Here is a 14,083-nt window from a genome sequence, read left to right as displayed (position 1 = left end):
TCCAGATGCGCACGCGGCGGTGGGGTTCGAGGAACAGCGCGTCGTCCTCGGCCACCTCGAACGCCTCGTAGAACGCGTCGACATTGCGGATCACGCCGTTGCAGCGGAACTCCGGCGGCGAGTGCGGATCCACCGCCAACCGCCGGATAGCCTCGGCGGCACGGGATTTGGTGCGCCACACCTGAGCCCAGCCGAAGAACACCCGCTGCACCCCGGACAACCCGTCGATCACGGGTGCCGGCTCACCGTTCAGTGACAGCTGATAAGCCAGCAGCGCGATGGACAGGCCGCCCAGATCACCGATGTTCTCCCCGACGGTGAACGCGCCGTTCACGTGGTGTCCGCCGTCGAGTTCCCGTGGCACGTACTCCTCGTACTGCTCGATCAGCGCCTTGGTGCGCGCGCCGAACTCGGTGCGGTCGTCGTCGGTCCACCAGTCCACCAGGTTGCCGTCGCCGTCGTACTTGGCGCCCTGATCGTCGAAGCCGTGCCCGATCTCGTGGCCGATCACCGCGCCGATGCCGCCGTAGTTGGCCGCGTCATCGGCGTCGGCATCGAAGAACGGCGGCTGCAGAATGGCTGCGGGAAAGACGATCTCGTTCATCCCCGGGTTGTAATACGCGTTGACGGTCTGCGGGGTCATGAACCACTCGTCGCGGTCCACGGGCCCGCCGAGCTTGGCCAGTTCGCGGTCGTGCATGACGGCGTAGCCGCGCTGGTAGTTGCCGTAGAGGTCGGCGCGGTCGATGACCAGCGCGGAGTAGTCGCGCCACCTCACCGGATAGCCGACCTTGGCGGTGAACTTCGCCAGCTTGGTCAGCGCACGTTCCCGGGTCTGCGGGGTCATCCAGTCCAGGTCGCTGATGCTGATCCGGTAGGCCTCGCGCAGATTGTCCACCAGCGTGTCGATGCGGGCTTTGGCGTCTGGCGGAAAGTGCTTGTCCACGTACAGCTTTCCGACGGCGTCGCCCATCAGCGTCTCCACCAGCGCGACCGCCCGCTTCCAGCGATCCCGGATCTGCTCGGTGCCGGTCAGCCGGCGGCCGTAGAAGTCGAAGTCCGCGGCGACCATCTCGTCGGTCAACCACGGCGCCCGGGCGCGGATCAACCGCCAACGCGCCCAGCTCTTCCAGTCGTCCAAGTCCTCGCCGCCCCACAGCGCCGCGAAGGCTACGAGGTAATCAGGCTGGCGCACAACGACTTCCGCGACAGCTTCCGGGCTCGAACCCAGCGCGGTGACCCAGCCGGCCCAGTCGAATCCCGCGCCCTCGGTCTGCAGGTCGACGAAAGTCCGCAAGTTGTACGTCAATTCGGCGTCGCGGCGCTTGACCACGTCCCAGTGCGCGGCGGCGAGCTTGCTCTCCAGCGCAACGATGCGGGCCGCGGTCTCGGCGTGATCTGCCTCCGAGCCCCCGAACACCAGGCCGAACATCCTGGCGATGTGCCCCGGGTAGGCCGCCAGCACGGCGCCGTGCTGCTCGTCGCGGAAGTAGGACTCGTCGGGCAGGCCGATCCCGGACTGGCTGAAGTGCACGAGGTAGCGGGTCGAGTCCTTGGAATCGGTGTCGACGTACAGACCGACGCCCCCGCCGACTCCGGTGCGTTGCAGCGACCCGACGACGGCGGCCAGCGCGTCACGGTCGGCAGCGCCGTCGATGACCGCCAGCTCGTCGTGCAGCGGTTGCAGACCCCTGTGCTCGATGGTGGCCTCGTCGAGGAAGCTGGCGTAGAGGTCGCCGATGCGCTGCTCGTCGGTGCCCGCGGGCGCGCCGCTCTGGCTGGCCCCGATGATCAGGTCGCGCACCTGCTCCTCGGCCCGGTCGAACAGGGTGCGGAAGGCGCCGTCGGTGGCGCGGTCGGCGGGGATGTCGTACTCGGTGAGCCAGCGGCCGTTGACGTGGCCGAAAAGGTCGTCCTGGGGGCGCGCGGCTGGGTCGACATAGCTCAGGTCGATACCCGAGCGGATGGCCTCTACTGTCACCCCGCCATCCTTCCATCTCGTTTCGGGTGCAACGATCGGGCCATGCCTGACCTGGACAAAACTGAGGAACCGGCCGACGACGATACCGACGACGAAGGCGACGAAGCCGACGACGACGACGAAGGCGGTATGTTCTCCAGCTTCGGCATCGCCTCGACGGTGCTGGGCCTGGTCTCGGTCGCGGCGGTGGTGCTGGGCGTGCTGATCTGGATCAACCACCGCGACGCCTCCGACGAACGCATCTACCAGTCCAGGGTCATGCAAGCCGCGGCCGACTGGTCAGACGTGCTGATCAACATGAACACCGGCAACCTCGACGCCAGCCTGCAGCGACTGCACGAGGGCACGGTCGGAGAACTCAACACCGACTTCGAGGCGACCATACAGTCGTACCGGCAGGTGGCGGCCAAGCTGCAGGCCCAGAGCGTCGGGCGGGTGGAGGCGGTGGCCATCGACACCGTGCACCGCGACCTGGACACGGTGCCCGGCTCCCCGCGCAACGTGGTGACGACCAAGCTGCCGGCGTTCGCCACCCGGACCGACTCGGTGATGCTGGTCGCGACGTCCGTCGCCGAGAAGACCGGCGGCCCGCCGCAAGTCGTGCACTGGAGTCTGCGGCTGGACGTCTCGCAGGTCGACGGCAAACTGCTGATCTCCAAGCTGGAGTCGATCCGATGAGGAACGTGTGGCGGCTCACCGCTTTCGACGTGCTGGCGCCGCTGGCGGCGATCGTCGCGCTGGTCGGGATCGGCGTGGTGCTCGCGTGGCCGCGCTGGTGGGTTGCGCTCGGTACCGCGCTGGTGTTGCTGATCGTGCAGGGCGTGGCCGTCAACTTCTGGCTGCTGCGCCGCGACGCGGTGAGCGTCGGGACCGACGACGACGCCCCGGGGCTGCGGCTGGCGATCGTCTTCCTGGCCACGGCGGCCCTGAGCGCTGCCGTAGTGACCGGATACACCCACTGGACCACCAAGGACGACGACTTCAAACGGGACTCGGTGGCGGTGGTGCAGGTCGCCACCCGCGCGGCCGAGGCGGTCGCGTCGTTCTCGCCGACGGCGCCGGGGGAGTCGATCGACCGCGCCGCGTCGCTGATGGTGCCCGAGCGGGCGGGCAAGTTCCGAGAGGAATACCTCAAGACCACCGCCGACATGCAGCAGCGCAAGGTCACCGCGCAGGCCGCCACGCTGGCGGCCGGTGTCGAGGCCATCGGGCCGTCGGCGGCCAGTGTCGCGGTGGTCATGCGGGTCACCCAGGACACCCCCGGTCAACCCAGCAGCAAGGCCGCTCCGGCGGTGCGCGTGACGTTGTCCAAACGCGGCAACGACTGGCTGGTGCAGGACATCATGCCGATCAACTCGCGCTGAGGTCAGTTGGAACTGGGCGGGCGCTCGTTCTTGACCCGGACGAACCGGTCGGAGAGTCTGCGCATCCGGATCATCAGCGAGGCCGACGGGCTCACCCGGCCGTCGAGGTAGGCGGTGAGGTCTTCGGCGGTCACCCCGATACGTGACGCGAATTCCTGCTGGACCAACCCGGAGCGGTCCAGCAGCAGCCGCACATGGCGGGCCACCTCGGTGCGCTCGTTGGCCTCGAGGTGGGTGCGGGCGCGCTCGAGCACCTCCCAGAGGGCTTTGGCGATGCCGGCCGGCCGGGAGCCTCCGAGGATCTCCTCCACCTGCCGCGCGGTGCGCCCGTACGGGTCGCGCTTGAGTGCGCCGGCGATGCGCTTCCACGTGGCGATGTCGCCACCTTGCAGGGACGCATGGATCGCTGCCGTCGACCAGAACTCGACGGGCTGATCGGGGTCGGGATCGCGCTGCTGCGACGGCGGCGCGGGCGCGGATCTTCGCTGGTCGGCTGCCAACGTCACCTCGCCTCCTCCAACATCGCCACGGCCACGGACAGGCAGCGCTGCCGGACCCCCTCCCAGTTTGCCTTGACGTCGGACTCTGTCGAGTCGAGGTCGGACGGATCGGGGTCCGCCAGCCGGCGGACCAGCTCGGTGGCGATCCAGTGCCGCCGCGAAGACGAAGGCTGACAACTGTAATACCGATCCATTCCGGCCAGCGCCACCGCGGCGGTCTCCGGCTCCATCACCTCAACCATGTCAGCAAAATCGGCGTAATCGCGGCTGCTGTTACGGCTCATGATCAGATAACCCTTGAGGCGCAGCGTTTCGGCCCCGGTCGGGATCTGCAGCCGGTCGCCGGTGGGCAGCTGGACGTGGGTGGTCTCCACCGGGCTGCGCCGCCGATATCGGCTCCGCGCGGTCTTGGCGGTCCGGCTGTCGAGCGCGTCGAGAGCGACGGAGAGCCGACCTCGCCAGAGGGTGACCGGATGGACGGGACGGTCCGTCCAGGACATGGCCCGCGCGATGCTGGTGCGATATGCCAGGCCGACCCGGCGGGCTGTCGCCTGGCCCACCCCGATGACCAGTTCGGTGTCGTCGTCGACCGAGGACTCGAGCGGCGCCGGCGTGTCCAGGGTGTCGCCGGCGGGTTCGCAGTCCGGGTCCTTGCGTCCGCAGCCGCTGAAGGCCAACGGGTCCGCCACGCAGATGGCGTCGGGCGCAAGGTGTTTGAGCTTGGCCGCGGACTTGATCACCATCCGCAGATCGGCGCTGGGCGCGATCGCGGCGGTGATGTCCTCCGGGATGACGACGACACCGCCCAGGTCGACGTCGGGCAGCGGACGGTCGAAGTCCACCGACGGCAGGACCCGGCCGAGCCAGCCCGGCAGCCACCAGTTCCATTTGGCGAACATCGCCATCAGCGCGGGCACCAGGACCAGCCGCACCACGGTGGCGTCGACGGCGATCGCGACCGCACAGGCCACCCCGATCTCGGCGACCAGCGGCATGCCGGCGAACGCGAACCCGCAGAACACCGCGATCATGATCAGGGCGGCGCTGGTGATCGTGCGGGCGCTGGTGCTCACCCCGTAGGCGACCGCGTCGCGGGTGTGACCGGTCTGCAGGAAACGTTCCCGAATCCGGGTGAGCAGGAAGATCTCGTAGTCCATGGACAGCCCGAACGTCATCGCCAGGACCAGCGGCGGCACCGTGCTGTCGATGGAGGTCAGGTGCGGGAAACCCAGTTTCTCCGCCCAGCCCCATTGGAAGATCATCACCAGCGATCCGTACGCCGCGGCCACCGACAGCAGTGTCATCAGCACGCCCTTGAGCGCCAACAGGACCGAGTGCACCGAGAGCAGCAACATGACGAACGCGATCAGCGCGACGAAGCCCAGCACCAGCGGCTGCGTTTCGGCGACCCGGTCGTCGAAGTCCTTGATCAGCGCTGTCGAGCCGCCGACGGCCACCTGCGCGTCGCCGGCGGTCCTGGGCAGCTGGCTGCGCATCCAGTCCACGGTGTGCCGGGCCCGCATGTCCTCGGGGTCGACCGACAGCACCGCAGACAGCAGCGCGGTCCTGCGGTCGCCGCTGAAGACCGGCGGGGGCACCGAAGCCACGTCGGGTGCCTGCGACATCCGCTGGCGCAACGCGTCGAGGATCTGCGCGTGGGCCGAGACGGCGTCCTGTCCCTGTGGCCAGTCGGAGAACGTCACCAGCACTTGGACGGGACCCATGGCGCCCGGGCCCAGCGCCTGCGACGCCGCGGCCACGCCGGCGCGGATCTCGTGGGAGGAGTCGAACTGTCGCAACAGGCTGTTGCCCAACACCATCGACGTCGCCGGGGCCGCCATCAGCAACAGCACGGCCGAGGCGGCCAGCGCCGAGATCCACGGCCGGCGCATCACCCAGCCGACCCAGCGCGTCCAGAACCGGGACACGGTGCTCTCCGGGCGGCGCGACCAGTGCAACAGCGGCGAGCGTTTGGCCGCGGCTCGGGAGAAGGTGGCCAGCAGCGCCGGTGTCAGCGTGGCCGAGGTCAGCATCGCGACCGCGACCGCCAGGATCGCGCCGGTGGCCATCGATCGCAGCGCCGGGGTGTTGATCAGGTAGATGCCGGTGAGCGAGGCGATGACCGTCATCCCGGACAGCACCACCGCCAGCCCGGAAGTGGCCATCGCGGCGTCCACGGCTTCCTGGGGCTGGCGGCCGGTGCGCAGCTCCTCGCGGAACCGCATCAGGATGAACAGCGAATAATCCACGGCCAACGCGATGCCGAACATGGACACCGTCGACGTCACGAACACCGACATGGTGGTGTGCATGGACAGCAGATAGACCAGTCCCATGGTGACCACGACCGTGCAGATGCCCAGTGCCAGCGGGATCGCCGCGGCCGCCAGCGACCCGAACACCGCCAGCAGGACGATCAGGATGATCGGCAGGTTCCATTCCTCGGCCTTGGCGATGTCGTGCTTGGTGTTGGCCGCGGCCGCGGCGGACAGCGCACCCTGGCCGATGACGTAGAGCCGGACGTGACCGTTCGCGGTCTGCCCGGAGCGGTCGTCTTCGACGCCGATTCGTTGCCGGAGTTTCTTGGCGACGTCGCTGGTGCCGGCGTTCCGGGCGTCCAGACGCAGCGTCACCACGTAGGGCCGGTCGGGTTGCGGTGGGCGCTGGGTGGGGTTGGGCGCCTCGGTGACGCCGGGCAGTTCTCTGGCGATCTGTCTGAGCTGCGCGACGGCGTCGTTGATGTCCTGATAGGTGGCGTCGGCGCGGGGCGCGGCCACCAGCGCCAGGGGTGAGGCGCCCAGCTCGGGGTATTGGGCGACGAGTTGGTCGTGCACGGCCAGCGACTGGGAGCCGGCGACCTCGAACCCGCCGCCGGTCAGATTTCCCGACTGCGTCATCGCCAAATAGACCGCCGGAACCAACGCCAGCAACCAGGCTGTGAACACGAACCAGCGGAATCTGCGCAGGTTGCGGCTCAGCCGCATCATGAACTGCTGGATTTCTTAACTCCCCGTATGTCTTGCGCAGCGCGTGCGCCCGCGAGAATACCCGCGGGGTCAGGTGTTTGCTTATCGCGTCTTGAGCTGCGACGACACTGGTTTGGCGGGATCGTTGTTAAGTCGTGATCGGGGTTGGCCGGTGCCCGACGGCCGGTCAGTCATCTGGAGAACAGCGGCACGGTCTGCAATCCGCAATGCCGGCGGATCACCTCGTAGTCGCGGTCGCGGTGGGCGACAGTGACTCCGAGTCGCAGCGCCATCGCGGCCACTTGGCAATCGATCAGGCTGCGTACCGTATCGCCGCCGCGACGGCAGCGCCGGTGGATGGCGGCCGCATCTTCTGCGTCGCGCACCGGGGCGAGAGGCGCTATGTCAAACCGCTGGAGTAACCGCCGCCGTAACGCGGCATTGTCCTCGTCGGTGGTGCCGATCAGCAGTTCCATCAACACCACTTCAGGGACGATCACTTTTGCGTCGGCGGCGATTCGATCTGCGAGCCAGCGGCCGGCGAATGAGTCTGGGCTGGAAAGGAATTCGATCCAGACCGAGGTGTCGACAATCAATTCAAGGCTGATCTGCCGGCGCAGTGGCCGCGTCCGAAAACGACTCGATCTCGTCGTTGCTGAAATCGAAACCACTGCCCTGCAACGCCAACGCCTCGTCGCGGTCCAGCGGCTCGCCCACCAGCCTCCGTAGGGCGAAGTCGACCGCGCTCCGCTTGGAATCCAGTCGGTACATTCGTTGCACCGCGGCCACCAGCTCGTCGTCGATCTCGATATTGGTCCGCGACATCACACCACAATACACCAGCAGGTGTATTGGCAGGCTATTAGCGCACTGCGCGCGGGCCGCCACGCAGATGCACGGCAATCCACGCGCCACCGATCACCCGCTCGTCGACGCCACGAACGCCGTATCGTCCCAGGGCTGCGGTGAGCCAATCGCGGTGCCAGCCACGGGGATGACCCAGCCAGGCGGGGCGAGCGTCACGGGCGGCCGCGTAGACGCAGTCAAGGAGTGGCAGCTGTGTGGGTTCGGTGACGAAGCCGATGACCGCATCGGCGTCGTCGGGATACAGCGCGGCAGCCCGGGGAACGACCAACCCGCCGTCCGGCGGCACATTGACTGCCGCGAGACGTTGACCCGGCTTCATCTGCAGCGTGCACGCGAGCTGGCGGAAGCTGACTACGCCAGCCGGCGCAGCAATGCTGAGCGTCATCGGTACCTCCTTGCTGATTGCACAACTGGGGTTATTCGGAGCCGCGCACACCGCGGACGGGTCCAAGCCCAGAATTGGCGGCACGGTCTGGACTGATGGCACGATGGTCGGGGCCGCGGTCGGGGGACATCGTGCGGCGGATTCGTGAGGAGTTTTCCATGCAAGTAAGCACGCGCCGTGGGGTTTTGGCCGTTGTCGTCGCGGCCGGACTGACTGGTGCCGGCAGTGCGTTCGTCGCCGCTCCGGCGGCGACGGGTGCAACCGACCCGTGCGCGGCCAGCGAGGTCGCCCGCACCGTCGGCACCGTCGCCAAGCAGACCGGCGACTATTTGGACTCGCACCCGGAGACCAATCAGGCGTTGACGTCCGTCCTGCAGGAACCGGCCGGACCGCAGTCGGCGGTGACGCTGAAGAGCTACTTCGAGGCCAACCCGAAGGTCGCGCTGGATCTGCAGGGGCTGGCCAACCCGTTGAACAAACTGGGCACGCAGTGCAAGTTGCCGATCACGCTGCCGCAGGCGCTCAGCCTGTTCCAGGCCGCGCAGGGGGCTGGCGGATTGCCCGGTCTGCCGGGTGCGGCGCCCGCAGCGCCCGCAAGTCCGTCGCTGCCGGGCCCCAGGCCTAACAACGGCTAGAGCACTCAGTCCGGCGGCGGCAGGGGGTTGCTGCCGTGCTCCGAGGCGGCCGGATCGGTGGCGTTCAGTCCCCGGCCCGCGATGCCGGGGTCGGTGGGCGGGTCCTCGGCGTCGGAGTCTGCCGCGCGCTCGCGGCGGAACATGAAGAAGAACACCACCCACCCGATCGCGGCGATGAACAACCAACTGATCAAGCGGTAGATCAGCATCGCCGAGATGGCGTTGGGCAGCGCCATACCCGACGACACCAGCCCGGGCACCAGCACCGCCTCCACGACCAGCAGACCGCCCGGCATCAGCGGAATCGTCCCGACCGCACGCGCCGCGGCGTAGGCGACCGTCAACCCGGCGACCGACGCGTGATCGCCGGCGGCGTAGGCCGCGCAGGCCAGGCACGCGACGTCGGCGACCCAATTGAACAGCGACCAGCTGAACGCCACCCCGAGGTCGCGTCGGCTCAGGCTCACCGACTCGAGTTGCATCAGGATCTCGCGCCATTTGTCCACGCCGGCGTCGGCCGGTTTGCCACGGACCGAATTGACCCAGGACAGCACCTTGATGCCGATGCCCTCGATCAGCTCCGGCCGTGACGCCACCGCCTGGGCCAGCAGCATCAGCGCGACGAACCCGCCGAGGGTGAACAGCAGCGAGAACGGGTTGTTCTTGGCGCCCAGCAGGAACGCCCCACCCAACCCGAGCACCGCCAACCCGACCGCCTGCAGCGCGCCCGACATCACCAGCTGCCAGGAGGCCACCACCGTCGAGGCGCCCCAGAGGCGTTGCTGACGGAGCAGGAACGTCGCCGAGATCACCGGTCCGCCGGGCAACGTGGTGCTCAGCGAGTTGGCCGCGTAAAACGCGGCCTCGGACCGCAATTGCTTGACGTGCACGCCGGCGGACGCCAGCAGCGTGCGCTGGATCTGCGCGAAACTGTGCATCGACGCCGCCGCGGCGACCATCGCGGCGACCAACCACCACCACTTGGCCTCATACAGACTCATCCACGCTTTGGCCAACTGATCGCGCACCAGGGCGATCTCGACGCAAAGCACGACCACCACGACGACGAGCCCGACCCACCTCAGCCACCAATACTTGCCGCGCGGCGGCGCGTCGCCCTGGCGGGTGAACGTCCCCAACCGCCCTCCCACGAGCTTGCGGGCGGCGGCGTCCGGTGACATCGCACTAGGGTAACCGTGCCGGTGTCGCGCGCATCGATGCACGTCGCTGACGTGTCGACGTCGTTCCAGGGTCGTAACCGGATCGTGGCGCCCTGGTTTGCGGAAGTTGCGCCGCCACCCCGGCTACGCTTGCCCAATGTCGGCAACCATCGACGACGAATCCGTAAGTCCGCTGGTCCGAAAGGCCGCCGCCTGGTCCTGGCGGCTGCTGGTCATCGTGGCCGCGGCTGTCGCGCTGCTGTGGGTGGTCGACAAGCTGGAAGTGATCGTCGTGCCGGTGCTGCTGGCGCTGATGATCAGCGCTTTGCTGGTGCCGTTGGTGGATTGGCTGGACACCCGCGGCGTGCCGCGCGGTGTCGCGGTGACGCTGGTGTTGCTGGCCGGGTTCGCGATCCTCGGCGGCATCCTGGCTTTCGTCGTCAGCCAGTTCATCGTCGGGTTGCCCGACCTGGTCACCCAGGTCGAACACAGCATCGACTCGGCCCGCAAATGGCTGATCGAAGGGCCGCCGCACGTGCGTCGCGAACAGATCGACAACGCCGGCAACTCCGCGATCCAGGCGGTGCGCAACAACCAGGAGAAGCTGACCAGCGGCGCCCTGTCCACCGCCGCCACCATCACCGAGTTGGCCACCGCGGCGGTGTTGGTGCTGTTCACGCTGATCTTCTTCCTCTACGGCGGCCGCAACATCTGGCAGTACGTCCAGAAGCTGGTCCCGACCCATGTCCGCAGCCGCGTGCACCAGGCGGGTCTGGCCGGGTACGGCGCGCTGACGGGATACATCCGGGCCACCTTCCTGGTCGCGTTGACCGATGCGGTCGGGGTCGGCGCGGGTCTGGCGATCATGGGTGTGCCGCTGGCGCTGCCGTTGGCGTCCATCGTCTTCCTCGGCGCCTTCGTGCCGCTGATCGGTGCGCTGGTGTCGGGTTTGCTGGCCGTGGTGGTCGCGCTGCTGGCCAAGGGCATGGTGTACGCGCTGCTCACGCTCGGTCTGCTGATCGTGGTCAACCAGCTCGAGGCGCACGTGCTGCAGCCGCTGGTGATGGGGCGCGCGGTGTCGATCCACCCGTTGGCGGTGGTGTTGGCCATCTCCACCGGCGGGGTGCTGGCCGGGATCGTCGGCGCCCTGCTGTCCGTGCCGACCGTGGCGTTCCTGAACAACGCGCTACAGGTGCTGCTGGCCAAGGATCCCGAGGCCGAGGCCGAGGAGCAGAAAGACGAGGAAGAGGTGTCGGCGATCGTCCAGGCGAAACCGGACAAGCCCGACAAGGAACCCTCACCCAGCGTGTAACTACTGCGAAAAACGAGCGCTTTTTTCGCAGTGGCGACACGCTCGGCGCAATGCCATCCTGGCGAGCTAGATCCGGCGTCCTTCGCGGCGCAGCAGATCCTGGGCCGACAGCCCGCCGCCGCCACCTCGGCGACGCTGACGCCCGTTGTCCACCGCGTTCTCGCCCTGGATCCCCCGCGCGTTGAGCTTCTCGGTAGCCGTCTCCGAGTCCTCGTCGGCCCGCTGGGCCGGTAGTGCGACCGTCTCGTCGGACGGGTCCTCGGGCTTGGCGTCGGGCCGGTTGCCCGCGGCCGGCATCTTGTTGGTCTCCTCCGCCGACGGGGTGGGCGGCTTCGAGGTCGGCACCCGGGCCGGCGGGCGGGTGGTCGCGGTGGCCGGCCCGTTGCGCGACGGCTGCTGCAGTCGAGCGGTCGGCGCCTCCTGGGGCTGGTTCGCGGACTGGCCGGACCGGACCGGGACCTGCGGGCTGGCCGCCGGGGCCGGCGCGTTCGACGGACCCAGTTCTGGCCGGGCCGCCGGACGCGGCAGCGGCGCCGGGTGCGTGGGGTCGTGCGGAGGCCGCGGGGTCGCGGCGACCAGACCGGCCGTCACCGGCGGACGCACCGTGCTGGCAGGCCGCTTGCGCTCGTCGGGCAGCTGGATCTCGCCCAGACCGATGCGGTTCTGCAGGCGCCGCATCCAGCGCGGCGCCCACCAGCAGTCGTCGCCGAGCAGCTTCATCACCGACGGCACCAGGAACATCCGGACCACGGTCGCGTCCAACAGCAGCGCCGCCATCAACCCGAAGGCCAGGTACTTCATCATCACCAGGTCGGAGAAGACGAACGACCCGGCGACCACGGCCAGAACCAACGCGGCGGCGGTGATCAACCGCCCGGTGGTCGCCGTCCCGATCCGGATCGACTCCTGGGTCGACATGCCGTTCTCGCGGGCCTCGACCATGCGGGAGACCAGGAAGACCTCGTAGTCGGTGGCCAGGCCGTAGCCGACCGCCACCACCAGCGCGATGATCACCACCATCAGCGGTGTCGGCGTGAAATTCAACAGGCCGGCGCCATGGCCGTCGATGAATATCCAGGTCAGGATGCCCATCGTGGAACCGAGGGTCAGCACGCTCATGACCGCGGCCTTGATCGGCAACACCACCGAGCCGAAGGCCAGGAACATCAACAGCATGGTGGTGCTGATCAGCACGATCACCATCAAAGGTGCCCTGTCCACCAGGCTGTGGATCGAGTCCTGCTCCAGCGCCGGTGTACCGCCGACGTAGATGTCGATGCCCTTGGGCGGTGTGATCGAGCGCAGCTCGGCGAGCTTACGAGCCGAGTCGGCCGGGTTGTTCAGGGCGTTCTGCAGCACCCGGACCGACGGATCCTTCGAGGCATCCGGAGCCTGCGAACGCTCCTGCCACATGTTCGCCGGATTGTTGTCCCGCACGTTGAACCCGCTGATGGCCATGGCCTTCGCGCGCACGTCCGCGACCTGCTGGTCGGTCACCGGCTGATGATTGGTGGACCGGATCACCAGCGTCAGCGGATTGGTGCGGTAGCTGGGGAAGAGCTGATCGAAATGCTCCTGCGACTGGCGCGCCGCATTGTTCGGCGGCAGATACTTCTCGCTCATCCCGCCCAGCGACATGTTGCCCAGCGGGATGATCAGCAGGATCATGCCGACCACGATCGGGATGGCGAACGCCAGCGGGCGCTTCATCACGAAGTTCGTCAGCTTGCCCCAGAACCCGGCCTCGACCTCTTCGCGGGTCTTGGTCTTCTGCAGGCGATCGGCCAGCCAGTTCAGGTAGGCCCGGGACACCTTCCAGTTCCGCAGGAACGGCACCCGGAACGCGGTCCGGACACCGAGCGCATCGACGTTCTTGCCGAGCACACCCAGGCAGGCCGGCAGCAGCGTGATCGACAGGATCGCGGCCAGCGTCACCGCCGTGATCAGCGCGTAGGTCAGCGACTTCACGAAGCCCTGGGGCAACAGCAGCAGGCTGGCGCCCGAGGCCGCGATCAGGACTGCCGAGAACACCACGGTGCGTCCCGCCGTCATCACGGTGCGGCGTACGGCGGTCTCCGTGTCGTAGCCTTCGGCGATCTCCTCACGGAACCGGCTCACCACGAACAAGCCGTAGTCCACCGCGATGCCCAAGCCGATCAGTGAGACGACGGGCTGGGCGAAGAAATGCACCGGCCCGAACATCGCGATCAGCCGCAGGATGCCCAGTGACCCCGCGATGCTCAGACCGCCGACCATGACGGGCAGACAGGCCGCGACCGCGCCGCCGAACACCAGGAACAGCACCACCGCGACCAGCGGGAGCGCCAGCACCTCCATCCGGCGCTGGTCGGTGGCGATGGTGCCGGTCAGTGCGCTGGCGATCGGTTGCAGGCCGGCCAGCTGCACTGTGCCGCCGTCCAACTTCTGCAGTGCGGGTTCGATGTCCTTGTAGTTGGTCAGGATGGTGTCGTCGTTGTCGCCGTTGAGGGGGATCGACACGAAGGTGTAGCGCTTGTCGTCGGTCACCATGCCCTTGATCACGGGGCTGGGGTTATCCGGCGCGCGTAGGTAGCCGGCCCAGCCGAACACCTGTTTGGGGTGGTCGGCGACGAACTGGTTGAGCTCGTCGGTGACCTTCTTCGACCACGCCGGGTCGGCGACGGTCTTGCCGTCCGGCGCCTTGAAGATCGCGACGATGTGGCCGGTCCGATCGCGTCCGTAGACCTCGTCACCGAGGATGGAGGCCTTGACCGACTCGCTGCCGTCGTCGTAGAAACCGCTCTGCGTGACGTGCTTGCCGAGACTGAGCCCGAAGATTCCGCCGAGCAGGCACAAAGCCACCGTGACCCCGATTACGATGAAACGGAATCGGTACACAGTTCGACCCCACCAGGCGAACACTTAGGCTCCTTA

Annotated in this window: 12 protein-coding genes; 4 read left to right on the top strand and 8 right to left on the bottom strand. The window is 68.0% G+C overall.

Translation table 11 applies throughout. The features are described 5' to 3' along the window. A partial coding sequence (locus tag AC5Y46_RS24600) for a M13 family metallopeptidase (protein ID WP_499993624.1) occupies positions 1 to 1,981 on the bottom strand: 1,981 nt, incomplete at its 3' end. A gap of 42 nt (positions 1,982 to 2,023) precedes the next feature. On the opposite strand from AC5Y46_RS24600, the gene AC5Y46_RS24595 reads away from it, so the two are divergent. Beyond that, positions 2,024 to 2,659 carry a hypothetical protein gene (locus AC5Y46_RS24595; RefSeq protein WP_499993623.1) on the top strand — a complete coding sequence of 212 codons (636 nt, stop codon included), beginning with the start codon at positions 2,024 to 2,026 and terminating at the stop codon, positions 2,657 to 2,659. Then, on the top strand, positions 2,656 to 3,345 hold the full coding sequence (locus AC5Y46_RS24590) for a hypothetical protein (protein ID WP_499993622.1): 690 nt from the start codon (positions 2,656 to 2,658) through the stop codon (positions 3,343 to 3,345). Before AC5Y46_RS24595 ends, AC5Y46_RS24590 begins: the two co-directional genes overlap by 4 nt. A gap of 2 nt (positions 3,346 to 3,347) precedes the next feature. Here AC5Y46_RS24590 and AC5Y46_RS24585 read toward each other — a convergent pair whose 3' ends face one another. From AC5Y46_RS24585 to AC5Y46_RS24565, 5 genes are all read right to left on the bottom strand, one after another. Beyond that, positions 3,348 to 3,851: an XRE family transcriptional regulator gene (locus AC5Y46_RS24585; RefSeq protein WP_499993620.1), complete on the bottom strand. Its 504-nt coding sequence runs from the start codon at positions 3,849 to 3,851 to the stop codon at positions 3,348 to 3,350. Then, on the bottom strand, positions 3,848 to 6,832 hold the full coding sequence (locus AC5Y46_RS24580) for an MMPL family transporter (protein ID WP_499993619.1): 2,985 nt from the start codon (positions 6,830 to 6,832) through the stop codon (positions 3,848 to 3,850). The genes AC5Y46_RS24585 and AC5Y46_RS24580 overlap by 4 nt, the downstream gene beginning before the upstream one ends. 170 nt (positions 6,833 to 7,002) lie before the next feature. After that, on the bottom strand, positions 7,003 to 7,407 hold the full coding sequence (gene vapC / locus AC5Y46_RS24575; RefSeq protein WP_499993617.1) for a type II toxin-antitoxin system VapC family toxin: 405 nt from the start codon (positions 7,405 to 7,407) through the stop codon (positions 7,003 to 7,005). A gap of 1 nt (position 7,408) precedes the next feature. Beyond that, positions 7,409 to 7,636, bottom strand: coding sequence for a type II toxin-antitoxin system VapB family antitoxin (locus AC5Y46_RS24570; RefSeq protein WP_499993616.1), 228 nt, complete (start codon positions 7,634 to 7,636; stop codon positions 7,409 to 7,411). A 37-nt stretch (positions 7,637 to 7,673) separates the two neighbouring features. Then, complete coding sequence (locus AC5Y46_RS24565; RefSeq protein ID WP_499993615.1) at positions 7,674 to 8,063, bottom strand: hypothetical protein; 390 nt, start codon at positions 8,061 to 8,063, stop codon at positions 7,674 to 7,676. Positions 8,064 to 8,221: 158 nt separating this feature from the next. Between AC5Y46_RS24565 and AC5Y46_RS24560 the strand changes: the two genes are divergently transcribed. Beyond that, complete coding sequence (locus AC5Y46_RS24560; RefSeq protein ID WP_499993613.1) at positions 8,222 to 8,698, top strand: hemophore; 477 nt, start codon at positions 8,222 to 8,224, stop codon at positions 8,696 to 8,698. 5 nt (positions 8,699 to 8,703) lie between these two features. Here AC5Y46_RS24560 and AC5Y46_RS24555 read toward each other — a convergent pair whose 3' ends face one another. Then, positions 8,704 to 9,879: a lysylphosphatidylglycerol synthase transmembrane domain-containing protein gene (locus AC5Y46_RS24555; protein ID WP_499993611.1), complete on the bottom strand. Its 1,176-nt coding sequence runs from the start codon at positions 9,877 to 9,879 to the stop codon at positions 8,704 to 8,706. A gap of 136 nt (positions 9,880 to 10,015) precedes the next feature. Between AC5Y46_RS24555 and AC5Y46_RS24550 the strand changes: the two genes are divergently transcribed. Then, positions 10,016 to 11,170, top strand: coding sequence for an AI-2E family transporter (locus AC5Y46_RS24550; RefSeq protein WP_499993609.1), 1,155 nt, complete (start codon positions 10,016 to 10,018; stop codon positions 11,168 to 11,170). A 66-nt stretch (positions 11,171 to 11,236) separates the two neighbouring features. Here AC5Y46_RS24550 and mmpL3 read toward each other — a convergent pair whose 3' ends face one another. Further along, positions 11,237 to 14,071, bottom strand: a complete 2,835-nt coding sequence (gene mmpL3 / locus AC5Y46_RS24545; protein WP_499993607.1) for a trehalose monomycolate exporter MmpL3 — start codon at positions 14,069 to 14,071, stop codon at positions 11,237 to 11,239. Positions 14,072 to 14,083: the final 12 nt, after the last annotated feature.

The organism is Mycobacterium sp. NGS59 (assembly GCF_059812345.1).
Note: the sequence above shows the minus strand (reverse complement) of the source record. Positions and strands in the feature narration are given on the sequence as shown.